The 23,287-nt window shown below is 73.4% G+C and carries 21 protein-coding genes and 1 pseudogene; 16 read left to right on the top strand and 6 right to left on the bottom strand.

Annotated elements, in window-relative coordinates:
- Positions 1–23 precede the first annotated feature (23 nt).
- The 3 genes from ACO229_RS05450 to ACO229_RS05460 all read left to right on the top strand — a co-directional run bounded on the left by ACO229_RS05450 (position 24) and on the right by ACO229_RS05460 (position 3,249).
- On the top strand, positions 24–944 hold the full coding sequence (locus ACO229_RS05450) for an undecaprenyl-diphosphate phosphatase (protein WP_423464058.1): 921 nt from the start codon (positions 24–26) through the stop codon (positions 942–944).
- 63 nt (positions 945–1,007) lie between these two features.
- Positions 1,008–2,321 (top strand): cysteine--1-D-myo-inosityl 2-amino-2-deoxy-alpha-D-glucopyranoside ligase, encoded by a 1,314-nt coding sequence (gene mshC / locus ACO229_RS05455; RefSeq protein WP_423464059.1) that lies wholly within the window; start codon positions 1,008–1,010, stop codon positions 2,319–2,321.
- A gap of 421 nt (positions 2,322–2,742) precedes the next feature.
- The gene (locus ACO229_RS05460) at positions 2,743–3,249 is read left to right on the top strand and encodes an OsmC family protein (protein ID WP_423464060.1); all 507 of its coding nucleotides are present in this window, start codon (positions 2,743–2,745) and stop codon (positions 3,247–3,249) included.
- A 24-nt stretch (positions 3,250–3,273) separates the two neighbouring features.
- Here ACO229_RS05460 and ACO229_RS05465 read toward each other — a convergent pair whose 3' ends face one another.
- Positions 3,274–4,164: a PAC2 family protein gene (locus tag ACO229_RS05465; protein WP_397417253.1), complete on the bottom strand. Its 891-nt coding sequence runs from the start codon at positions 4,162–4,164 to the stop codon at positions 3,274–3,276.
- Between the two features lie 131 nt (positions 4,165–4,295).
- Positions 4,296–4,583: a hypothetical protein gene (locus tag ACO229_RS05470; RefSeq protein WP_397417255.1), complete on the bottom strand. Its 288-nt coding sequence runs from the start codon at positions 4,581–4,583 to the stop codon at positions 4,296–4,298.
- Positions 4,584–4,722: 139 nt separating this feature from the next.
- Here ACO229_RS05470 and ACO229_RS05475 point away from each other — a divergent pair, with 139 nt between their 5' ends.
- Together ACO229_RS05475 and ACO229_RS05480 are read left to right on the top strand one after the other, a co-directional pair.
- Positions 4,723–5,484: a helix-turn-helix domain-containing protein gene (locus ACO229_RS05475; RefSeq protein WP_397417257.1), complete on the top strand. Its 762-nt coding sequence runs from the start codon at positions 4,723–4,725 to the stop codon at positions 5,482–5,484.
- Entirely contained in the window at positions 5,484–5,957 is a 474-nt protein-coding gene (locus ACO229_RS05480; RefSeq protein WP_397430384.1) for an NUDIX domain-containing protein, read from the top strand. Before ACO229_RS05475 ends, ACO229_RS05480 begins: the two co-directional genes overlap by 1 nt.
- Positions 5,958–5,996: 39 nt before the next feature.
- Here the strand turns inward: ACO229_RS05480 and ACO229_RS05485 are convergent, their stop codons facing one another.
- Both ACO229_RS05485 and ACO229_RS05490 read right to left on the bottom strand, forming a co-directional pair.
- The gene (locus ACO229_RS05485) at positions 5,997–6,617 is read right to left on the bottom strand and encodes an HDIG domain-containing metalloprotein (RefSeq protein ID WP_397430382.1); all 621 of its coding nucleotides are present in this window, start codon (positions 6,615–6,617) and stop codon (positions 5,997–5,999) included.
- Positions 6,618–6,660: 43 nt separating this feature from the next.
- Positions 6,661–7,065: a hypothetical protein gene (locus tag ACO229_RS05490; protein WP_397417263.1), complete on the bottom strand. Its 405-nt coding sequence runs from the start codon at positions 7,063–7,065 to the stop codon at positions 6,661–6,663.
- 228 nt (positions 7,066–7,293) lie between these two features.
- On the opposite strand from ACO229_RS05490, the gene ACO229_RS05495 reads away from it, so the two are divergent.
- Positions 7,294–9,552, top strand: coding sequence for a protein kinase domain-containing protein (locus ACO229_RS05495; RefSeq protein WP_423464061.1), 2,259 nt, complete (start codon positions 7,294–7,296; stop codon positions 9,550–9,552).
- 74 nt (positions 9,553–9,626) lie between these two features.
- Positions 9,627–10,169, top strand: a complete 543-nt coding sequence (locus tag ACO229_RS05500; RefSeq protein ID WP_397417267.1) for a hypothetical protein — start codon at positions 9,627–9,629, stop codon at positions 10,167–10,169.
- A gap of 13 nt (positions 10,170–10,182) precedes the next feature.
- On the opposite strand, the gene ACO229_RS05505 is transcribed toward ACO229_RS05500, so the two are convergent.
- A complete protein-coding gene (locus ACO229_RS05505) occupies positions 10,183–11,700 on the bottom strand; it encodes a PucR family transcriptional regulator (RefSeq protein WP_423464062.1) in 1,518 nt (505 codons plus the stop codon).
- Positions 11,701–11,773: 73 nt separating this feature from the next.
- Between ACO229_RS05505 and ACO229_RS05510 the strand changes: the two genes are divergently transcribed.
- The 9 genes and pseudogenes from ACO229_RS05510 to ACO229_RS05550 all read left to right on the top strand — a co-directional run bounded on the left by ACO229_RS05510 (position 11,774) and on the right by ACO229_RS05550 (position 21,776).
- Entirely contained in the window at positions 11,774–12,904 is a 1,131-nt protein-coding gene (locus ACO229_RS05510; RefSeq protein ID WP_423464063.1) for a DUF917 domain-containing protein, read from the top strand.
- Complete coding sequence (locus ACO229_RS05515) at positions 12,901–14,532, top strand: hydantoinase/oxoprolinase N-terminal domain-containing protein (protein WP_423464064.1); 1,632 nt, start codon at positions 12,901–12,903, stop codon at positions 14,530–14,532. Before ACO229_RS05510 ends, ACO229_RS05515 begins: the two co-directional genes overlap by 4 nt.
- On the top strand, positions 14,529–16,109 hold the full coding sequence (locus tag ACO229_RS05520) for an ABC transporter substrate-binding protein (protein WP_423464065.1): 1,581 nt from the start codon (positions 14,529–14,531) through the stop codon (positions 16,107–16,109). The genes ACO229_RS05515 and ACO229_RS05520 overlap by 4 nt, the downstream gene beginning before the upstream one ends.
- Positions 16,110–16,113: 4 nt before the next feature.
- Entirely contained in the window at positions 16,114–17,148 is a 1,035-nt protein-coding gene (locus ACO229_RS05525; protein ID WP_423464066.1) for an ABC transporter permease, read from the top strand.
- Between the two features lies 1 nt (position 17,149).
- Positions 17,150–18,892 (top strand): dipeptide/oligopeptide/nickel ABC transporter permease/ATP-binding protein, encoded by a 1,743-nt coding sequence (locus tag ACO229_RS05530; protein WP_423464067.1) that lies wholly within the window; start codon positions 17,150–17,152, stop codon positions 18,890–18,892.
- The gene (locus tag ACO229_RS05535) at positions 18,889–19,677 is read left to right on the top strand and encodes an ABC transporter ATP-binding protein (RefSeq protein WP_423464068.1); all 789 of its coding nucleotides are present in this window, start codon (positions 18,889–18,891) and stop codon (positions 19,675–19,677) included. Before ACO229_RS05530 ends, ACO229_RS05535 begins: the two co-directional genes overlap by 4 nt.
- Positions 19,674–21,161, top strand: coding sequence for an amidohydrolase (locus tag ACO229_RS05540; RefSeq protein WP_423464069.1), 1,488 nt, complete (start codon positions 19,674–19,676; stop codon positions 21,159–21,161). The genes ACO229_RS05535 and ACO229_RS05540 overlap by 4 nt, the downstream gene beginning before the upstream one ends.
- Positions 21,161–21,400: pseudogene (locus tag ACO229_RS05545) on the top strand (FMN-binding negative transcriptional regulator); the annotation flags it as partial. The gene ACO229_RS05540 and the pseudogene ACO229_RS05545, both read left to right, overlap by 1 nt.
- A gap of 64 nt (positions 21,401–21,464) precedes the next feature.
- Complete coding sequence (locus tag ACO229_RS05550) at positions 21,465–21,776, top strand: FMN-binding negative transcriptional regulator (protein WP_423464070.1); 312 nt, start codon at positions 21,465–21,467, stop codon at positions 21,774–21,776.
- Between the two features lie 35 nt (positions 21,777–21,811).
- On the opposite strand, the gene ACO229_RS05555 is transcribed toward ACO229_RS05550, so the two are convergent.
- Positions 21,812–23,116 (bottom strand): MFS transporter, encoded by a 1,305-nt coding sequence (locus ACO229_RS05555; protein ID WP_423464071.1) that lies wholly within the window; start codon positions 23,114–23,116, stop codon positions 21,812–21,814.
- Positions 23,117–23,287 lie beyond the last annotated feature (171 nt).

Raw genomic sequence — 23,287 nt, forward strand, 5'->3', positions numbered from 1 at the left:
GCCGTGGGGTAGTGTCACGGCCCGTGACTGCGTGGGAAGCGATCCTTCTGGGCCTGGTGCAGGGTCTGACCGAGTTCCTCCCGATCTCGTCGTCGGCGCACCTGCGGATCGTCGGTGAGCTGCTCGGCTCGGGCGACCCCGGCGCGGCCTTCACGGCGATCACGCAGATCGGTACCGAGGCGGCCGTGATCATCTACTACCGCCAGAAGATCGGGGCCATCCTCGCCGCCTGGTTCCGGGCGCTCTCCGGCCGCAACGGCACGGGCTGGCGCGCCCGCACGGGCCTGGGCCCGCGTCCCGGCTCCGTCGACGTGCGGCACGGCCGGCCGGGCGTCGTCGCCGACCACGACGCCGCGATGGGTTGGTACATCATCCTCGGCTCGATCCCGATCGTGGTGCTGGGTCTGCTGTTCGAGGACTACATCGAGAACACGTTCCGCAACCTGTGGATCACAGTCTTCATGCTGGCGTTCTTCGGTCTGCTGCTGCTCCTGGCCGACGTCTTCGGCCGCCAGGAGCGCGAGCTCACCTCGCTCACGGGACGCAGCGCCATCGGCTTCGGGCTGGCGCAGGCGCTCGCGCTCGTACCCGGGGTGTCCCGCTCGGGCGGCACCATCACCGCCGGCCTGACCATGGGCTTCACGCGCAAGGCGGCTGCGGACTACTCCTTCCTGCTCGCGCTGCCCGCGGTGCTCGGCTCCGGCTTCTACCAGCTCGTCAAGACCCTGGGCGAGCCGCTGCCCGCCGGTGCGCCCGGGTGGGGTGCCACGATCATCGCGACGATCGTCGCGTTCGGCGTCGGGTACGCCGTGATCATCGGGTTCCTCAAGATCATCGGGAACTACTCGTACAAGCCGTTCGTGTTCTACCGGTTCGCGCTCGCGGGCCTCGTGGTGTGGCTCCTGGTGTCGGGCACGATCGACGCGCAGGGCGGGGTCGCGTAGACCACACCCCGGGAGGCCCTGACGTGGTCCGGAGGTGTCACAGGCGGCGGTTATCGTTGTCGCGTGCACGCCTGGCCCACACCCCAAGTCCCCGAGCTTCCCGGCTTCCCCGCCCCCGGACCGGTGCGGGTCCACGACTCGTCCACGGGTGAGCTCGTCGAGGCCGCGCCGGGGCCGCAGGCCCGGCTGTACGCCTGCGGCATCACCCCGTACGACGCCACGCACATCGGGCACGCCAACACCTACGTCGCGTTCGACCTGCTGGTGCGGGCATGGCTGGACGCCGGCAAGGACGTCGTCTACACCTCGAACGTCACGGACGTGGACGACCCGCTGCTGGAGCGTGCCGAGGCGACCGGCGTGGACTGGCGGGACCTGGCGGCGTCCCAGATCGCGCTGTTCCGCGAGGACATGACGGCGCTCGGCGTCGTCCCGCCGCGCACCTGGACGGGGGCCGTGGAGTCGGTGCCCGACGTCGCGCGGGCCGTGGCCGACCTGCTGGAGTCCGGCGCGGCCTACCGCGTGCCGCTGGAGCCGGGCGCCGGTGGCACGACGCCGGAGCTGGGTGACGTCTACGCCGACCTCACGGCGGACCCGCGCTTCGGGACCGTCGCCCACCTCGACCGCGAGCAGGCCCTGGCCACGTTCGCCGAGCGCGGCGGCGACCCGGGCCGCGAGGGCAAGAAGGACGCGCTGGACCCGCTGCTGTGGCGCCGGGAGCGCGCGGGGGAGCCCGCGTGGGACGGCGGTCCGCTCGGCACGGGCCGCCCGGGCTGGCACATCGAGTGCGCCGTGATCGCGCGCGACGGCCTCGGCCTGGCGGGAGGCGAACGGTTCGACGTGCAGGGCGGCGGCTGCGACCTGCTGTTCCCGCACCACGAGATGTCGACGTCGCACCTGCGGCTGCTGTGTCCGACGTCCGAGGCCGAGGGCGAGCCGGCCGCGGCGCGCACCCACGTGCACGCGGGGCTGGTCGCCTACCAGGGCGAGAAGATGAGCAAGTCGCTCGGCAACCTCGTGCTGGTCTCCCGTCTGCGCGAGGACGGCCACGACCCGATGGCGGTCCGCCTGGCTCTGCTGGCGCACCACTACCGCACCGAGTGGGAGTGGGACGAGACCTCGCTGCCGGCCGCCGAGGCCCGGCTGGCCCGGTGGCGAGACGCGGTCTCGGGCAACGGCGGCCCGTCGGCGGGCGAGACCCTCGTGGCGGTCCGTGCGGCCCTCGCCGAGGACCTGGATGCTCCCGCCGCGCTGGCCGCGGTCGACGCCTGGGCCGAGGTGGCGCTGGACCCCGCCCGGGACACCTCGGCGGACGAGGAAGGTGCGCCCGGGATCATCTCCCGGATGGTGAACGCCCTGCTCGGAGTGCGTATCTGAGGCTCCGGCGGGGGCGTCCGGGCCAGGTAGGCCAGAGCCACGGCATGCGCTTGCCAGGTTAGTTTTGACCCCTGCTTCCGTTTGCATTTAACCCGGTGCAGGATGGGGAGCATGACGGAGTACGAGGAAGACTTCACGGGTGAGACCCGGGTTACCGTCACCACGACGCCCCGGTGCAGCACGCGGTATCGCGTCGTACGCAACGGACCGGGGTTCGCACCGGTCTACGACCGCGTCGAGGACGCCGCACGGTGTCTGGAGACCTGGGTCGGTTACCACGGTCCGGACGCAGGAGTACGGATCGAGCCGATCTCGAGCAGCGTGTGACCCACGCCGAAGGACGAGTCAAGGCCTGAGCCCTCCGGGGGCTCAGGCCTTCGTCCGTCCTGCGCCGGGTGCCGGGCGCTGTTGCAATGAAGTCATGGACGCCACCGAGCTGCGTGCCCGCCAGGCACCCCTGAAGGAGCGGTACCGGGCCGATCCGGGGGCGGCGCGCACGCCGCTGGGCGCCTCGGCGACGTTCGCCGACCCCGGCATCACGGCGACCGTCGAGACCTGGTCCGGCCCCGTGCGCGCGGGTCTGCACCCCGCGACGGGCGGCGACGGGTCGGACGCATGCAGCGGCGACATGCTGGTGGAGGCCGTTCTCGCATGTGCAGGCGTCACGCTGCGCAGCGTGGCCACGGCCATGGGCCTGCCGATCCGCTCGGCGGCCCTGGCGGCGACCAGCTCCTTCGACGCGCGGGGCACGCTCGGTCTCGACCGGGAGGTCCCGGTCGGCGTCGGTGAGATCACCGTGGAGGCGGTGCTGGACACCGACGCGGACGACGCCGCCCTGCAGCGGCTCGGTGCGCTCACCGAGCGGTACTGCGTCGTCGGCCAGAGCCTGCGGGTGCCGCCCGTGATCGTGGTGCGGCGGGCCGGCTGACCCGGCCGGCCAGGGCTCAGGGGGTCAGAGCTTCTCCGGTCCCGGGTCCTTGCCGCCGTCCTTGCCGCCGATGTCGCGCCGGCGCAGGTAGCGCTCGAACTCCCGCGCGATGGCGTCGCCCGACGCCTCCGGCAGCTCCGCGGTGTCCTTGGCCTCCTCGAGCTGGGCCACGTACTCGGAGATCTCCGAGTCCTCCGACGCCAGCTCGTCCACACCGTGCTGCCAGGCCGCCGCGTCGTCGGGCAGCTCGCCCATCGGCACGGACTCGCCGAGGATCTCCTCCACGCGCGTCAGGATCGCGAGCGTCGCCTTGGGGGACGGCGGGTTGGCCACGTAGTGCGGCACGGCCGCCCACAGGCTGACGGACTGCAGGCCCCGCTCCGCGGCCTCGTGCTGCAGCACGCCCACGATGCCTGTCGGGCCCTGGTAGGTGTTGGCCTCGATGTCGAGCACGGACTGCAGGCCCACGCTGTCGGACGTCGCGGTCATCGGGATAGGGCGCGTGTGCGGCACGTCGGCCAGCAGCGCGCCGAGCGTGATGACGGTGCGGACGTCCAGCTCCTCCGCGACCTTCAGCAGCTCCTCGCAGTACTTGCGCCAGCGCATCGACGGTTCGACGCCGTGCACCAGCACGACCTTGCGTGTCCCCACCTGGGCCACCGAGACGGACGTCGTCGGCCAGGTGATGGAGCGCTTGCCGTCGTCGTCCAGCGAGATGTAGGGCCGGTTGACCTGGAAGTCGTGGAACTCCTCGGGATCGAGCTCGGTCACCTTCTCGGCGCCCCACACCTCGGCCAGGTGCGTGAGGGCCGTCGTGGCGGCGCTCCCCGCGTCGTTCCACCCTTCGAAGGCAGCCAGGAGCACGGTCTGGCGAGGCGAGGCCTGCTCCGGCTGCTCGTGATGCGCGTCGGTCATCCCCCCAGCCTAGGGCGTGGGACGCTCGGCGTGACCGGGGGCGCGTGCACGTTCGCGGACGGGCGAATCGGCGTGTCGTGCCCGTGGTGCCGCCTGACCCGGAACTGGCCCGGAACTGGCGCAGAGACGGCTCAGAGAACCGGCATGCCGGCGCGCAGCGCGCCGCGGACCTGCACCTCGACGCCCCGCCAGGTCCCGGTCCACAGCGTGTACCCGGGGTCCATCATGCGCTGGTCGATGGCGTGGTCGAGGCCGAGCGCGCGGGCGATGCTCTCGCCGTCGTCCAGGTGCCAGGGCTGCAGGCACACCCGCTCGGGCGTGACGGTCAGCACCTCGATCCAGTCGGCACGCACGTGCCGCAGCAGATCGATGACATCGCCGAGACGTTCGGTGACCGACTGCGACGCAATGGGGTTCACGGGACTCTCCGGGACGGGGCGGACAGGGTCGGCTGGCTCATTTCCACGGTGCGACTCCACTGTGCGCCGGGCACACGGGACGTGCCATCGGCAGCGCGCGGGACGTTTCGGTGATAGATACGTCCCTGGGGGTGAGCGCATGAGGAACCAACGACTGGTCGCCGCGATGGCTCAGGCGGGCCTGAGCCAGGTGCGGCTGGCCGCCGCGGTGGGCGTGGACCCGAAGACCGTGGAGCGCTGGGTGGCCCAGGGGCGCACACCGCACCCGCGGCACCGGGTCGCGGTGTCCGACGCGCTGGGCTGCGACGTCGCGGCGCTGTGGGGCGACGTGGACCGGGCCGAGGCCGCGGCGCAGGAGATCGTCGGGGTGTACCCGGCGCGCCGCGCCGTGCCCTCCGGGACGTGGCAGGCCTTTCTCGCGGGCGTCGAGCAGCGGTTCGAGCTGCACGCCTTCGCGGCGACGTTCCTGCCCGACCAGACGCTCGACCTGACCACCGAGATCGTCACCATGGCGGCCCGCGGCGTGCGGGTACGGCTGCTCCTGGGCGACCCGGACGGCGCGGCCGTGGCGGTCCGCACGCAGGAGGAGGGCGGTACGGGCCTGGCGGGCCGGATCGCGCTGGTGCTCGCCTACCTGGCGCCCGCGCTCGGGACGCCCGGGGTGGAGGTGCGCCTGCACGACAGCACCCTGTACGCGACCACGTTCCGGTTCGACGACGACCTGCTGGTCAACACGCACGTCTGGGGCGCGCCCGCGGGCGCGAACCCCCTGCTGCACCTCAAGGACGGCCCGGAGGCGTCGATGGCGCCGGCTTACCAGGCCGGTTTCGAGCGGGTCTGGAGCACCGCGAAACCACTTGAAGCATGGCCCCGGACGGAGGACTCGGACAGGGTGGCGTGATGGCGCGGTTCGACTACTTCGACGACCCGTCCGCGCCGCCCGTCAACTCGGTGGTCCCGTCGGTCACGGTGGCGGTGCGGGACGACGTCGGCCGGCTGCTGCTCATCCACCGCACCGACAACGGTCTCTGGGCGCTGCCCGGCGGCGGCATCGACCCCGGTGAGACCGTGCGCCAGGCGGGCGTGCGCGAGACGGAGGAGGAGACGGGCTACCGCGTGCGGATCACGGGGCTCGTGGGCATCTACACCGACCCGCGGCACGTCATCGTGTACTCGGACGGCGAGGTCCGCGCCCAGTTCTCGATCTGCATGCGCGGCTCGGTCACGGGCGGGGCCGCGCGGACGTCGGGGGAGTCCAGCGAGGTGGTCTGGCAGCAGGTCGACCGCCTGGGCGACCTGGACATCCACCCTTCGATGCGCCTGCGCATCGAGCACGCGGTGGACCCGACGCGGACCGAGCCCTACCTGACCTGAGCCGACCCGGGCGGGCGTTCGCCCGCCCGGGCCCGTCGCCTACCGGGCCGGCCGGTCGAGCTGCCGCTCGATGCGGGACACCATCTGGCGCAGCCCGGGCTCGGCGTGCTGCATGCTGCGTGACACCAGGTGGCCGGGCGGGTAGCGGTCGTAGATGTGCTCGAACCGCTCGTCGACCGTCACGGTCTCGCCCCGGGCCGACGTGGTGATGTCGCAGTAGGTGAGCAGGTCCAGCAGCTCGCCCGACGGCGCGGGGAACTCCCGCCGCAGCGTCACGTCCAGCCCCCGCTCGGCGGCCTCGACCGTCGCGGACGTGTGGTGCGCCACCAGGCCGGTCAGCTCGGCCGAGGCGCCGAGGGACCGCAGGTAGCGCGCGCCGTCGAGCTGGTGCAGGCCCGTGTCCCGTGCGGCCGCGGCGTACCCGACGTCGTGCAGGTAGGCGGCGGTGACCAGGAGCGACGGCCGGCCCAGGACCCGCGCCACGTGCTCGGCGCGCCGACCCACGCCGAGCGAGTGCGCGAGCCGGTCGGCCCCGGGGTCGAAGAGCTCCGAGAGGAGCGCCTGGGCTCCCGCGGGGTCGATCTCCCGCGGGGTGGTTCCTTGCATCGGTTCACCGTAGAGCGCCGCGTCGTCGACGGCGCGCCGGGTGAAGAGGGACATGGTCCTGGTACGCGTGCCGCTCCGCATCGCTGGCCCCCCGCCGTCAGAGCTCCGGTCGTCCGTTCACCATCCAGTCGCGGACCATCGCCGTCGCGCGGTGGTGGCCCGCCAGTGCTGCCTCGCGTGTCGCGTGCAGCTCCGCGTACTGCTCGGTGCAGTCGAGCTTGTCGTCCGGGGCGAGCACGCCGTCGGGGTCGAGCCGCTCGACGAAGACCATGGTCTCGTAGATCAACGGCGTGTGACCGCCCTCGCCGGGATCGGGCGAGGCCGCCGAGTCGACGCCGGTCCAGACCGTGGACACGTGGTAGAACCCGACCTGGTCGCGCGCGACGTGGCCGCTGCCCGCCCCCAGGCGCAGCACCGACCACTGGTCCTGCGTGATCGGGTTGCCGTCGAGGTCGTAGTACGTCCGCTGCGAGAGGCGCTCGAAGAAGTCGGGTCCGAACACGGTGTGCTTCCCTTCGGTCGATACCGGGACTCGCCGGCCGGAGCCGTCGATCGAGGGTCAGCATCGCCCACGAAGCCGTGGTGCGCGCGGCGGGGGTGTGGAACGCCGGGTCGGCGGAGCCGTGGCCCGGTGGCCTCCCGGCTCGGTGTGTTCTCCCTGCGTACGGGGCCGAGGCTCCGTTATCGTCGCACCTCGTGGCCGCCGGGACGGTGGGGGACGGGGGACGGGATGAGGGCGACGCTCGAGCACCTCGCCGGCGTGGTGCGTGAGCTCACCGGGCGGGCCGCGCCCGGCGTCCGGCCCGAGATCCTCGACGGCTGGCGCGTCGGGGACTGGCAGGCCGTGCTCCGGGACGTCCCGATCGACGAGCGTGCCTACGCGGACCGGTTCCAGGCCTCCCGGCAGCAGGAGATCGAGCTGCTGTGGGCCTGGTGGTCCGGTCCCGCCGGAGCCCGGGTACGCCCGCGCACCGCGGGATTCCTCGGGTTCTACCTGCTCACCCTCGTCGCGATGCACAGCTCGGACCGGATGCGGTTCCACGGCGACGCCCCCTGGGAGGTGACGGTCGCCGGCCGGGCGGCGGCGGACCTCAGCGCCGACCTGGTCGCGGACCCCGACGTGCAACGCGCCCTCGCCGCGCTCCACGAACCCGGTGCCGGTTCCACGCAGGCGCGGGCGGAGTGGGCGGCCCTGGACCTCACCAGCCTCGAGTTCTACCGGCACGGCACGACGTCGATCATCCTCACCGGGCGGGTCGCGGCACCGTCCCGCGGGCGCACCGCGACCTTCGCCCTCAAGTGCGTGCTCCACCCCTACCTGACCATCCCGGCCGTCGTGGACGCCACCCGCGGCTACCACGCCCTGCACGGGCGGCCGGACGCCGAGGAGTCCCCGGCCGTGCCGGTCTGGGCCAGCCACGACAGCTGGATCCTCATGGACCTGGTGCGCGGCCCGACGCTCGCCGAGCACCTCGCGCGGCGCGCCGCCGAGCAGCCCGCCCCGCCCGCACGGGAGATCCTGCGGCCGCTGGACACCCCGGCCCTGCGCGACCTGGGCGGCGCCCTGCTCGCGGCGCTCGCGGAGCTGGAACGGGAGGGCCGGCGCCACGACGACCTCGCACCGTCCAACATCATCGTCCGGGACGAGGGCCCGGGGCGGGTCCGGCTGCGGTTCGTCGACCTCGGGGTCAACCACCTCCATGCCCGCACCATCACGGGGCAGGGGCAGGGCGAGAGCGTGTACGCGGCGCCCGAGGTGCGGCGCGACGGCGCCGGGCACCCGCGGGCCGACCTCTACTCGCTGGGCGCGCTGCTGATCACCGTCGCCGGGATCCCGCAGACCCCGGACGGCACCGTGCCCGACCAGTTCTACGTGACATCGGTGGGGCTGGCCCGGCTCCTGGAGGACCTCACCGACGCCGACCCCGACCGCCGGCTGCTGGTGACGCCGACCGACCCGTCGGCGCCCAGGTTCGCGCAGATCGGCCGGGTCTTCGCGGACGAGGTGGCGATCCTCGAGCAGGACGGCCGCGAACGCCCGCGCGGCACGCTGCAACGGCTCCGGGACCTCTCGCCGGGCGCGGGCACCGTGGCGCGGGAGCGCCGCAAGGTGCAGGCCCGCACCCGCCAGGTACGGGACGCCACCGGAGCGGCGCACCTGCGGCAGGCACGGCGGCTCCAGCGGTGGGCGTGGCTCTCCGCGGCGCTGCTGTGGTGCGCCACCGCGCTGGTCGTGACCTGGTGGTCGCGCGACCTCGGGTTGTCCTGGCAGGCACGGTGGTTCGACATGGCGGACGAGGTCTCCGGCCGCTCGGGGCTGGGACTGATGTTCCTCGACGACGTCCGGGCACCCGACTACCCCGTGCCGGACCCGTGGGGGAACCTGCCGGTGCGGCTGGTGACGTTCACGTTCGCGCTGGTCTCCGCGCGGCTGTACCTGAACGTCTTCGCCGAGCTCAGCACCGTCTGGGCGTTGCCCCGCGGCCGGCGGGCCCGCGCCCGGGCCGTGGCCGCGGAGGTCGGGCTGCGCTCGCTGGCGGTCCTGCCGGCGCTCTACGTCGTGCTGCCCACGCTCGTGCAGCGCGACTGGTGGCCGCAGGGCACGCTCGTCGGCCACGTCACCTTCGCCGTCGTGGTCCAGGCGTGCCTCTGGTTCGCCTGGGACACCAACGCCCGCGCCCGTGCCGCCGGGCTCTCGTCCGTGCCCCAGGGCGAGATCGCGACGCTCGGCCGCCTCGCGGCGTGGCAGCCCACCGTCGCGGTGTACCTCGTGCCGATCGTCGCCATCGGCACGCTGCTGTCCTTGGGGCTCGTGCAGGACGAGCTGGTCTACGCGTGCTTCGTCAGCCTGATCAACCTGGGCATCTTCTACCCCAAGAGCGCCGGGACGGACGCGCCCTACATCCGCGCGGGGATGAACCGGGCCGCGCTCGCGGCCGAGCGGCTGGAACACCTGGAGCGCACGCGAACCGTGTCTGCTATGCCCTGAAATGACTGATTGCTCCGCCACGGATCACACCGATCGACGCGCGGACCACCCCGGATCCGGGCGAGTATGAACTAATGCTCAACCTGCGAAATCACCGAGCGCTGCTGTCGACGGTCGGCGCGTTCCTCGTCGCCAGCACCGGGAGCGGCATCGCCTGGTCGGAGGCCGGCGGCCACCGGGAGCCCGCGGACCTGCTGCTCGACGCCGTGGAGCACAGCGAGTCGACCATGCGCGAGTACATCGACGAGGTGAGCGAGCGGTTCGACCAGATCGAGTCCGCGTCCGACGCCGCCCGGCAGGAGCGCCTGGCCACCGCCCTCATGGCGGACGTGCCCGGTCTCGCGAAGGACGCCCGGGAAGGCGTCCTGGCCGCCCGGTCGCAGGCCCAGGCCGTGCCGCTGGCCGACGGCGGCGAGCTCGACCGCGCGCGGGACGCCTACGTGGCGCACATGGACGCCTGGATCGCGGAGTACGACGAGGCGATGACTGCCCCGGCCGGCGTCGTCGACATCGAGCCCGAGGTGAACCGGACGTTCGACGAGGCGGTCGTGGCGTTCGAGCGGACCGGGCTGGAGGGTGCCCGGGAGGACCGGATGGAGACGCTCCTCGCGGACTGAACGGCCGCCCGGCCTACCTCGGGAACATGCCCTCTCCGTTGGCGACCAGCCGCAGCCGGCAGGCGAGCTCGAGCGCGAACCGCGTGTCCGGGTCGTCGAGATCGAGGTCGAGCGTTCGCCTGATGCGCTGCACGCGGTAGTTGACGGCGTTCGGGTGGAGGGTGAGCAGCTCGGCCGCACGGGCGAGGGAGTTGCGGGTGCTCAGGTAGGCGAGCAACGTGCGCACCGCGACGTCGGCGCGTTCGGGGCCCAGCGCGTCGAGGGGCGAGAGGATGTCGTCGAGCAGGGTGCGGCTCAGGGGCGACGCGTAGAAGTCGAGGAGCACCCGGCGCAGGCCGGTGACGTCCGTCGCCTCGACGGCGCCGAGCCGGCCCGCGGCGATCGCCGACTCCGCGGCGATGCGTGCCTCGGTCGCCGACTGGCGCAGGCCGGCGGCCGCGCTCTGCGGGGTGCCGAGCCCGACCGTGAACGTCCAGCCGTCCCCGACGAGCTCGGTGACCTGCTCGACGAAGCGCTCCACGACCTCGCGCAGCCGGCGCTGGTGGTCCGGCGCGCCGAGCTCCTCCGAGGCGACGATCAGCAGGCCGTCGTGGAACCCGGCGACGTGCCACGTCTCGGTGCGCTCGTCGACCAGCCGTAGGGCGTGCAGCTCGACGGCGGCCACGAGCGAGGCGGGCAGCCGGCGCTCCGGGGCGTCCGGCAGCCGTGGCGTGATCCAGGCGACCGCGTGCGAGAGCTGCACGGGCAGGCCCGCGCGGGCGGCGTCCACCGCGAGGCTGTCGATCCGCGACGACTCGGCGAACAGCAGCTCGACGATCAGGTCGGCGCGGGAGCGCACCGGCCCGAACCGGTCCTGGGACTCCCGCGACACCGCGCGGGAGAGCACCGAGGCGATCACGGGCAGCGCGATCGAGATCGCGGGGTCGCTGCGCTCCGCGACGAGCCGGCCGACGGGCACCTCTCCGATGCAGACCGCCTCGGCGTCGGTCCAGCGCACACCTGGGCCTTCCTCGACGTGCAGGACCACCCCGAGCGCGGCGCTCGCCGCCTCCAGGATGGCGTGGCGGACGTCGGGAGCCCCGGCGTCCGCGATGCGGCTCACCACCTCGATCGCGTGCTCCGCCCGGGACAGTGCACCCGCGGCGCCGCGGCGTACGAGGCGATCGACGAACACCGCGAGCTCCGCAGGTGCCCCGACCGCCCCCAGCACGGTGAGCGAGCCCCGGGCGGCGAGCGTGCGGGAGGTCTCCGAGAGCGTGACGTCGCCGATCAGGACCAGTGCGGCGACCTCCGACGCGATCGCCCGCCGCAGGGCGATGTCGACCTGGTACGGCCGCGCCGACCCGCCCGGCGGTGGGGCGGCGACGACCAGGCACCCGCGCGAGGCGCCGGCCAGGTCGTCCAGCGCGAGCACCTCGACGCCGGTCACGTCGACGCCGGAGGGGTCGCCGGCAAGCACCCGAGCGCCGAACCGGTCTGTCTGTTCGATGATCTCGTCGAGGGCCACGCGGTCCGTCGTCGTATGTTCCACGAGCACAGTCTTGCGCGATTCTCTGGACCAGCAGCACATTGTGGTGGGTGTCGGAGGTTTCTACGCTCGGCGCATGCGCACCACTACCGAGCCGTTGCGGCTCATCACGAGCGACGACGTCGCACCGCTGGCGGCTGGCGCTGCCGTGTTCGGCACGGGCGGCGGTGGTGCCGTGCACACCGTGCAGCTCGCCGTCGAGTCGGCCCTGGCGGCCCACGGGCCGGTCCGGCTCCTGCGCGTGGACGAGCTGGGGCCCGACGACGCCGTGATCATCATGTCGGCGATCGGGGCACCCTCGGTGGGCATCGAGATGCTCGGTGCCAGCGCGCAGGCCGCCACGCTGCTCAGCGAGGTGGAGCGGCTCATCGGACGCCCCGTGACCGCGATCATGGCGGCCGAGATCGGCGGCAGCAACGGGGTCTCGCCCGTCGGATGGGCGGCCGCACTGGGGCTCGCGGTGCTCGATGCCGACGGGATGGGCCGCGCGTTCCCGCAGGCCACGATGATCTCGATGAACGTCGTCGGCCTGCCGAGCGAGTTCGCGGTGATGAGCGACGTCGTCGGCAACGTGACGGTGCTGCGCACCGTCGACATCGCCTGGCTCGAGCGCCACGCGCGCGCGTTCACGGTCGCCGCGGGCGGGATCGCCATCGGCGCCCACTACCTGCTGACGCACGAGACGGCGCCGGGCGCCGTCATCGAGGGCACCGTCAGCCGCGCCATCGAGGTCGGACGGCGGCTGATCGGCTCCTCCGACCCGGTCGCCGGCATCGCCGACGAGCTGGGCGCCGCCGTGCTGGTCACGGGCAAGGTCGTCGACATCGACCGGATGACCGAGGGCGGGTTCACACGCGGTTCCGTCACCGTCCAGGGCATCGGCGCCGACCGGGGCCGGCTCGTGCGCATCGAGATCCAGAACGAGAACCTCGTGGTCATCGAGGACGGTGTCGTCACGGTCAGCGTGCCCGACCTCATCACGATCGTCGACTCCGAGACCGGCGAGGCGATCTCGACCGAGCTCCTGCGGTTCGGCCAGCGGGTGAGCGTGCTCGCGTGGGCGTGCGACCCCCTGTGGCGCACCGAGCGCGGGATCGAGCTCGCGGGGCCTCGCGCGTTCGGGTACGAGATCGAGTACACGCCGTTCACGGCGGCGGGCGCCGCGACGGCGGGGGAAGGCGCCGCGGTCGAGGAGGCCACCCGATGAGCGCCCGCGACCTCTCCGTCGGCATCGACGTCGGTGGCACCAACACGGACGCCGTCGTGCTCGACGGCGCGGGTGACGTCATCGCCTGGACCAAGCAGGCCACGACGCCCGACGTGACAGGTGGCATCCGTGCCGCCCTGACGACGGTGCTGCGCGAGATCGGCGACCTCCGGCACGGTGTCTCACGCGTCATGCTCGGCACCACGCACGCGACGAACGCGATAGTGCGCCGCCGCGACCTCGGCCGCGTGGCCGTCGTGCGGCTCGGTGCACCGGCCTCGACCGACTTCCCGTCGCTCGTGGGCTGGCCCGCCGACCTGCGGGACACCGTGCTGGCCGGCGCGCTGCTCGCGGGCGGCGGCCACCTCGTGGACGGCTACCCGATCGCGCCGCTCGACCTCGACGCCGTGCGCCGGTTCCTCGACGAGCTCGCCGGGCGGTTCGACGCCGTGGCGGTGTGCGGCATCTTCAGCCCGTCGTTCCCCGAGCAGGAGCTCGAGGTCGCGGCACTCGTGCACGACCACGTCGGGGCCGACGTGCCGGTCTCGCTCAGCCACGAGGTCGGCGAGCTCGGCCTCCTCGAGCGTGAGAACGCCACGGTGCTCAACGCCGCGCTCTACCGGGTGGCCCGCGAGGTGACGACCGCCCTGCTGGTCGTCGTGGAGGACGAAGGGCTCGACGCCGCGGCCTTCTTCGCGCAGAACGACGGCACCCTCATGGCCGTCGAGTACGCGGCCCGGTACCCGGTGCTGACCATCGGGTCCGGACCGGCGAACTCGATCCGCGGGGCCGCCCGGCTCTCGGGGGCCGACGACGCGATCATCGTCGACGTGGGCGGCACGACGAGCGATCTCGGCGTGCTCGTCGACCGGTTCCCGCGGGAGTCCACGCTGCCGCGCGAGATCGGGGGAGTGCGGACCAACTTCCGCATGCCCGACATCCTGAGCCTCGGCGTGGGCGGCGGCACCGTCGTCGACCTGGCCCGGGGTGTGCCGCTCACCGACTCCGTGGGTCACCGCATCTCGCAGGAGGCGCTTCTCTTCGGCGGCCCGACCGCCACCCTCACCGACGCCGCGGCCGCAGCCCGTGCCGGGACGATCGCCGGCCACGAGCTGCCTCCGGTGGACCGCGCGACCCGGGTCGCGCTCGGCGAGGCGCTCGCCGTGGCGCGTGACCGCATCGAGTCCGCCGTCGAGCGCATGTCGCTCGGTCGCACCAACCTGCCGCTCGTGGTGGTGGGTGGTGGCGGCTTCCTCGTCCCCGACCACCTCCAGGGCGCGAGCGACGTGCTGCGACCCGCGCGCGGCAACGTCGCGAACGCCGTCGGCGCGGCTATCGCGCTGGCCGGCGGGCGCGCCGACCAGATGTGCGACTACGCCGACCGCGCCGCGGCCGTCCAGGCCGTGAGCAACCAGGCGATCGAGCGGGCCATCCAGGCCGGTGCCGACCCGCGCACCGTCGAGGTGGTGGACGTGCTCGAGACGCCCGTCTCGTACGTCACCAAGCCCATGCTCAAGATCTCCGTGAAGGCCGCCGGGCCGCTCGCCCGCATCGAACGCACGGAACGTACCGACGGTACGGACCGGCCGGCACTGTCCGCTCCGCACTCCCCGAAGGGCACATCATGAGCACCAGGATCCGAGGCGCCGCCGTCGCGGCGACGACCCTCGCCACCGTCGCCGCGCTCGCGGCGTGCGGTACCGGGACGGGCACGGCGGCAGGCGAGGGCGCCGACGTCGTCTCCGGCGGCACGTTCACGGTCGCGGTCAACGACGACCCCGGCAGCCTCTCGCCGCTCACCGGTGTCTCGCTCGTCCAGCGCGGCCTGGTGCCGTACGGCTACGAGTCGCTCACCTACCTCACCCCGGAGGGCGAGATCGTCCCGTGGCTCGCCGAGAGCTGGGAGGTGACCGGCACGTCGGTCACGTACACGCTCAAGGACGGCATCACCTGCGCCGACGGCTCCGACTTCACCGCCGAGACCGCCGCCCACAACTTCGCCTACCAGGCGGACGCCCAGAACGGCACGTTCTGGTTCGGCTCCAACGTCACCGCCGAGATGTCCGCGACCGCCGACGGCAACACCCTGACCATCACCAGCGCGACCAGCAACCCGTTCCTGCTGCAGAGCACGGGCGCCGTCGAGATGGTCTGTCAGGCGGGCCTCGACGACCCCGAGACGCTGACGGACGCCACGAACGGCACGGCGCTCTTCGAGCTCACCGACGCGGCCCCCGGATCGTCCTACACGTACGCCAAGCGGGCCGGGTACACCTGGGGCCCGGACGGCGTCACCAGCGACACCGCGGGCCTGCCCGACCAGATCGTGGCACGCGTGATCACTGACGAGGCGACGGCCGCCAACCTCCTCCTCTCGGGCGAGCTCAACGCGGCGGCCGTCATCGGCGCCGACCGTGCGCGCGTCGAGGCGGCGGGCCTGGACTCCGTGGGCGTGCTCAACCCGATCGGCCAGATGCTCTTCAACGAGCGCGCGGACCGCCCTACCGCCGACGAGCGTGTGCGCCGCGCCCTCACGCTGGCGCTCGACCGTGCGGCGGTCGGCGAGCTGGTCACCGACGGCCACACCCTGGAGTCCGTGTCGCTCGTGAACAAGGTGCCGCTCACCTGCGTCGCCGACGGCCCGCTCTGGGAGCTCCCTGCGAGGGATCTCGAGGCAGCCGGGGAGCTGCTGGACGAGGCGGGCTACCCGGCTGCCCCGGACGGCTCCCGCGACCTCGGCATCCGCTTCCTCTACGACGCCGGTACGCCGTCGCACGGCGCGGCCGCCGAGGAGGTGCAGCAGGAGTGGAACGAGCTCGGCATCACCACCGAGCTGGTCGCCGAGGACCCGACGGGCTGGTCGACCGACCTCTACCAGACCTACGACTGGGACACCGGCTTCATCCAGCTCGCGCCGAGCAGCCCCGTGGTGCTGAGCCTGTTCTTCCTGGGCGCCACGAGCGAGGAGGGCGGGTACAACTTCATGGGCGTCGCAAACCCCGGGTACAACGCCCTGGCCGAGCAGGCGCTCGCCGCCCCGGACGCCGACGCCGCCTGCGACCTGTGGCTCCAGGCCGAGAAGGAGCTCATCGACCGCGTCGACACGTTCCCCCTCGCGGAGACGGAGTCGCCGACCTTCCGGAGCGGCGCGACCTTCGAGATGCCGGGCAGCATCGCGCCGACCACCATCCGGATGCTGGGCTGAACCCATGACGCTGCCCCCGGCCGCCGGCGCGGTCGTGCACGCCCCGTCGACACCGTCGTCGGAGGCCACCGACCGCCTCCGCCTCCTCGTGGGATCACCGCGCCTGGCCTTCGTGCTGCGCAGGCTGCTGCGGGCGCTGATCTCGCTCGTGATCGTCCTGGTCGCGTCCTTCTTCCTGGTCCACCTCGTCCCGGGCGACCCGGTCCGCGCCGCGCTCGGCCCCACGGTGTCCCCCGACACGGTGGAGGCACTGCGCGGGCAGCTCGGGCTGGACCTCCCGGTCGCGCAGCAGTTCGGGAACTACCTCGGTGGGCTGCTCACGGGCGATCTGGGCGTCTCCGTCACGTCCCAGCGCCCCGTCGCGGCGACGCTCGCCGAGCGGCTCCCGACGACCCTGGTGCTGTCGGTCCTCTCGTTCCTGGTCGCGGCGCTGGGCGCGTTCCCGATCGGCGTCGCGACGGCGGTCTCGGCCCGCGGCGGACGGCGGCGCGGGCTGGACCTCGGGGTCTCCGGGCTGCTCGGCCTGCTCGTCGCCGTGCCGAACTTCCTGCTCGCGGTGCTGCTCGTGTACGTCTTCAGCGTCGCGCTGCAGGCCTTCCCGCCGGCCGGCTGGGGCCAGCCGGCGCAGCTCGTGCTGCCCGTCGTCGCCCTCGCCGTCGGGCCGCTCGCCTACCTCGCGCGGATCGTGCACGTCGAGATGCTGCGGGTGCTCGACGCCCCGTACCTCACGACGGCGCGCAGCAAGCGGCTCCCCGCCCGTCTCCTGTACCTGCGGCACGCGCTGCCGAACATCGTCGCCGCGACCCTGACCGCGGGCGGCGTGGTGCTCGTCGGGCTCGTGGCCGGGACCGTGCTCATCGAGACGGTGTTCGTCATCCCCGGCATCGGCTCGACCATCGTCTCGTCGATCACCGCCAAGGACTACCCGCTGATCCAGGGGGTCGTGCTCGTCTACGCGCTCCTCGTGCTCGCCGCCAACCTGCTCATCGACCTCGCCCTGGCCGCGCTGGACCCGCGCTCGGCGATCGCGGAGGCCTGACATGAGATTCCGGTTCAGCCGTCACCTCCTGACCCCGCGCGGGGCCGTCGTCACGATCGGCGTGCTCGCCGTCGTGCTCGCCACGGTCCTCGGCCCCCTGGTGCTCGGGGAGGCCGCGACCGCCCGCGACATCGCCGAACGCCAGCAGGGAGCGAGCCTCGCGCACCCGTTCGGCACCGACGAGCTCGGGCGGGACCTGTTCGCCCGGGTCGTCGTCGCGACGCGGATCTCGGTGGTCCTGACGCTCGGCGCCACCGGCATCTCGGTGGTGGGCGGCGTCGTGGTCGGCATCGTGGCTGCCGTCCTGCCGTCGGTCGCCCGTCGCGCCGCCAACGCGCTCATCGACATCCTCCTGTCCTTCCCGTGGCTGCTGCTCGCATTGTTCTTCTCGGTGATCTGGGGCACCACCGCCACGGGCGCGACGCTCGCCATCGGGTTCGCGGGTGTGCCCGTCTTCGGCCGGCTCGTGAGCACCCTCGCGTCGTCCGTGGCGGGCAGCGACTTCGTGCACGCCGCGCGGATGCTCGGCAGCGGGCCGTTGCGCACCGCCACGCGGCACGTGCTGCCCAACATCCTGCCGCCCTTGCTGGTGAACACGGCGGCGCACGCCTCGGTGACGTTGCTGTCGTTCGCCGCGCTCTCGTTCCTGGGCCTCGGCGTCCAGGCACCCGAGTACGACTGGGGGCGCCTGCTCAACGAGGGCGCCCGGCGGATCTACGTCGACCCCATGGCCGCCGTCGGGCCGGGCGCCGCGATCGTCGTCACCGGCGTGCTCTTCGCGCTGCTCGGCCAGCTGCTCAGCGAGCGGCCGGGCCGGCAGGCCGCCCGGCCGGTGCGGCGGCGCCCCCGGGCCGAGGTCCGCGTCGCGGCCGCCGTGCCCGACGCCGCCGCGGTGGTGGAGGCCACCGGCCTGCGCGTCTCCTTCCGGTCGGACGACGGCGGGCTCGTCGAGCGCGTGCACGGTGTGGACCTCCGGGTCGCTCCGGGCGAGGTGGTCGGCATCGTCGGAGAGTCCGGCTCCGGCAAGTCGGTCACGGCGATGGCCGTCGCCGGGCTCCTCGGGCCGGACGCCCTCGTCGAGAGCGACACCCTCGTGTTCCGCGGCATCGACATGACACGCGCCCCGAACGCTGCCGAACGCCGCCGGCTGGGCCTGGAGCAGGCGATGATCTTCCAGGACCCGCTGAGCTCACTCAACCCCGCGCTCACCATCGGCACCCAGCTGCGCGAGGTGAGCGAGACGCACGCCCGCACCGGACGTGCGACGGCGCTGCGCCGGGCCGTCGACGCCCTGAACCTCGTCCGCATCCCCGACCCCGAGCGCCGCCTCGGCCAGCTCCCGCACGAGTTCTCGGGCGGCATGCGCCAGCGCGCCATGATCGCGATGGGCCTCATGGGCACGCCCCGGCTCATCCTCGCCGACGAACCCACCACGGCGCTCGACGTCACCGTGCAGCGCCAGGTGATGCGGGCCCTGCGCGACGCGCAGCGCTCCACCGGCGCAGCCATCCTGCTCATCTCGCACGACATCGCGCTGGTCAGCGGGTTCTGCGACCGCGTGCTCGTGATGCGGGACGGGCGGATCGTGGAGGAGCTCGCCGCCGGCCGGCTGGACGAGGCGAGCGACCCCTACACGCGCGGCCTCATCGCCTGCGTGCCGGACATGACCACCGACCGGGCAGCACCGCTGCCCGTGGTCGAACCCGACCCGGTCCTCGACGGTTCCCAGGAGGTGCACGCATGAGCGAGCTCGAGTTCCGCGGTGTGAGCGTCCGCTACGGCCACGGGCGTGCGGCACACGTCGCCGTGGACGGCGTGGATCTCACCGTGCGCGGCGGGACGACCCACGGCCTGGTCGGCGAGTCCGGCTCCGGCAAGTCCACGATGGCGCGCGTCGCCGTCGGGCTCACGCCGGTCAGCGCGGGCACGGTCCTGCTCGACGGCGTCCCCCTCACCGACCGCACCAGGGCGGCACGGCTTGCCCGGCGCCGCGTCCAGATGATCTTCCAGGACCCGCTCAGCGCCCTGGACCCGCGTATGCCGGTCGGCACCTCCGTCGCGGAAGGCCTTCTCGCGACCGGGCGGACCTTCGCGCGGCTCGACCGCGAGGCACGCGTCAGCGAGCTGCTCCAGCGCGTCCGCATCGACCCGGCACGGGCGGGCGAGCCGCCCGCGGCGTTCTCCGGCGGGCAGCGCCAGCGCATCACCATCGCGCGGGCGCTCGCGGCCGAGCCGACCGTGCTGATCGCCGACGAGATCACCTCCGCCCTCGACGTCTCCGTGCAGGGCGCGGTGCTGAACGTGCTGCGGGAGCTGCAGCGAGACCTCGATCTCACCGTCCTGTTCATCTCGCACAACCTGGCCGTCGTGCGGTACATGAGCGACGAGGTCAGCGTCATGCGTGACGGGCACGTCGTCGAGCACGGGGACACCGACGCCGTGCTGGCGGACCCCGCGGACCCGTACACCCGGGAGCTGCTCCGGTCGGTCCCCGTGCTCGGCGAGCCGCTCGAGCTGGAGGACGCATGACGACGCCCCCGCCCCTGATCCTGCGCGACGTCCGGCTCCATGGCGTGGCCGGGCCGCGCGACGTGCTCGTCAGCGACGGGCGCGTGGCCCGCATCGCGCCCGCAGGAGCGCTCGACCCGGGCCGTGACCCCGAGCTGTGGCTCGACGGCCGGTACCTCGTGCCTGGACTCTGGGACGCGCACGTGCACTTCACGCAGTGGGTCGTGCGGCGGGAGCGCATCGACCTCGCGCCCGCCGGCAGCGCCACCGCGGCGGTCGCGCTCATGCGCGCCGCCCTGCCCGCCTCGGACGCCGACGTGGTCGTGGGCTACGGGTTCCGCGACGCGCTCTGGACCGACCCGCCGACCCTCGCGGCCCTGGACGAGCTCGCCCCCGACCGTGCGGTCGTGCTCGTCAGCGGCGACCTGCACTCCGGCTGGTTCAACTCCGCGGCCGGCCGCCGGCTCGGCATCGACCTGCCACCCGACGGCATGCTGCGCGAGACCGAGTGGATGGGCACCCTCGAAGCGCTCGACCGGGGCGCGCAGCCCGGCGTCGCCGCGTACCGGGCAGCCGCCGACGCCGCCGCGCGCCGCGGGGTGGTCGGCGTCGTCGAGTTCGAGAACGCGGACAACGCGAGCCTCTGGCCGGCCCGGGTGGCCGAGGGCGTCACGGCGCTCCGGGTCGAGGCCTCCATCTGGCCGGAGCGCCTCGACGCGGCGATCGAGCGCGGTCTGCGCACGGGCGACCGGCTCGACGAGGGCGGGCTCGTGACGTTCGGGCGGCTCAAGGTGGTCGTGGACGGATCGCTGAACACCCGGACGGCGTACTGCCGGGACCCGTACCCCGGGCTCGACCCGGCGGACCCCGGCTCCTACGGCGTCCTGAGCGTCGACCCCGCACGCCTCACCGACCTGCTGCGCACCGCCCACGACCACGGCATCGCTCCCGCCGTGCACGCCATCGGCGACCGGGCGACCACGCAGGTGCTCGACACCTTCGAGAACCTCGGCATCTCCGGTGTGATCGAGCACGCGCAGCTCGTCGCCGCCGGCGACTTCGAGCGGTTCGGGCGGCTCGGGATCGTCGCGAGCGTGCAGCCCGAGCACGCCATGGACGACCGCGACGTCGCCGACCGGCACTGGCCCGGACGCACTGGTCGGGCCTTCGCGTTCCGCTCGCTGCTCGACGCCGGCGCCACCCTCCAGCTCGGCTCCGACGCACCCGTCGCGCCCCTCGATCCCTGGCAGGCGCTCGCCGCCGCGGTGTCCCGGGCGCGGGACGGACGCGAGGCCTGGCACCCGGAGCAGGCGCTGCCCGTCTCCGCGGCGTTCGCCGCGAGCACACGCGGTCGCCTCACGGTGAGCGCGGGCGACGTCGCCGACCTGGTGGTGCTCGACGTCGACCCGCTGACGGCGTCGCCCGACGAGCTGCGGCGGATGCCGGTGGCGGCCACCATGCTCGGCGGCCGCTGGACCTGGTACGACCTTCCCGGAGAAGCCTGATGCGTGAGAACCCGGACTATGCGCTCACCGATCCCGGCGAGGTGCGCTCCCTCGTCCGCTCCGCGCCCTGGGCGACGATGGTGAGCTCCACGAGCGCCGGCCTGGTCGCCTCGCACTACCCGTTCCTGCTCGATGAGGACGCCGAGGAGCTGACCGTGCTCTCGCACGTCGGACGCCCCGACGAACGGCTGCACGAGCTCGGGTCGCACGAGCTGCTCGTGATCTTCTCCGGCCCGTCGGGGTACATCTCGCCGTCCTGGTACGGCCTGCCGACCGCCGTGCCCACCTGGAACTTCGCCGACCGTGCACGCCTACGGCACCCCCGAGATCCTCGGCGACGCCGAGAACCTCGCCGTGCTGGAGCGGCTCGTCGACCACTTCGAGGACCCGTTGCCCCAGCCGTTCCGGCTCCGGGCAACGCTGGCCAACGCCGCGTATGCCGAGCGGATCGTGCGCGGCACCGTGGGGTTCCGCATGCGCGTCACGCGGTTCGTCGGCAAGGACAAGATGTCGCAGGACAAGCCCGCCGACGTCGTGGAGAACGTCGTGGAGGCCCTCGACGCGCCCGGGCCCTACCGCAACCCAGCGCTCGCGGCGCGGATGCGGCGGCCATGAGGCACCCGGGCGGGCACCAGAGGTGCCGGCGCGAGCTAGCGCCTCGGCAGCGTCTCCGGCAGCGCGAGGATGCCGGCCAGCCCGATCGCGCTGACCACCACCAGGTACACCGCGACCAGGTGTGGTGCGCCGCCACCGACGGTGACCAGCCACGTCGCCACGAACGGCGCGGTGCCACCGAAGACCGCCGCCGGGAGCTCCCGCGAGATCGCGATGCCGCTCCAGCGCAGACGTGTGGGGAACACCTCCGACAGAAGCGCCGCGGAGACCCCGATCGTCGCCCCCTGCACGACCGCCAGCCCGAGCACGAGCGCAACCCCCACGAGCACCGCGGAACCTGTGTCGAACAGCCAGAACATCGGGAACGCGAACAGCACGGCGAAGCTCCCCGCGCCGAGCAGGACTGGCTTGCGGCCCACCCGGTCGGCCAGCCACCCGAACCACAGCGTGGCGGGCACCGTCAGCACCTCGGCGACGATGAGCCCGACCAGCGCGCCCGTCCGGTCCACCCCGAGATCACCAGTGGTGTACGAGATCGAGAACGTCTGCACCACGTAGACCCACGGCAGCACGAACACGAACAGCGCCATGCCCGGCAGCAGCACCCGCCAGTACCCCCGCACCGCCTCGGCCACGGGCGCGGCGACGACCGCCCCGTCCCGCTCGGCCGCCTCGAACGCCGCGGTCTCCTTGACCCGGAGCCGGAAGTACAGCGCGAATGCCACGATCACGGCGCTGGCCAGGAACGGGATGCGCCAGCCCCACGTCACGAACGCGTCGCCCGGCAGCGCCGCGGACAGGACGGCGAACGTCACCGTCGCGATCGCCATGCCCACATAGACGGCGGCGCCAGGGAACCCGGCGGTGAGAGCCCGGCCCCGGACGGGGGCCGACTCGTTCGCCATCGTCATCGCCCCCGCGAACTCCGCTCCCGCGCCGGCACCCTGCACGACCCGCAGCACCGTCAGGATGACCGGCGCCCACACACCGATCGTGTCGGCAGTCGGCAGCGCGCCGATCAGCGTCGTCGCCGTACCCATCATCACCAGCGTGGCCAGGAGCGTGCCCTTGCGCCCCAGCCGGTCGCCGACGTGGGCGAAGACCAGGCCGCCGATCGGGCGGGCACCGAACCCCACGGCGAACGACGCGAACGCCCCCAGCGTGCCCGCCAGACCGCCGCCGCCGAAGAACAACGGCGCGAACACCAGCGCGCTGGCCAGCCCGTACAGCGTGAAGTCGTACCACTCGATGATCGTGCCCACCGAGCTGCCGATGACCGCGTGGCGGCGCTGGGCGCGCGAGTCCAGCCCCGCGCTGTCGATGTCGATAGAGGCGGCCATGACACTCCTTCGTGTACGGCGAGACGGGTCACCGCCCAGCGGTGCGGGGCGGGCACAGCCGACGCTAGGCGGAACCCGCAGGAGGGGCCCATGTACGGTGACCACACCGATCCGGTCGGCGCGTGCATCGAGAGCACACGACCTCTCCGGCCGCGGTCACCCGGTCAACGC

Source organism: Promicromonospora sp. MS192, assembly GCF_049532985.1.
GTDB lineage: Bacteria > Actinomycetota > Actinomycetes > Actinomycetales > Cellulomonadaceae > Promicromonospora.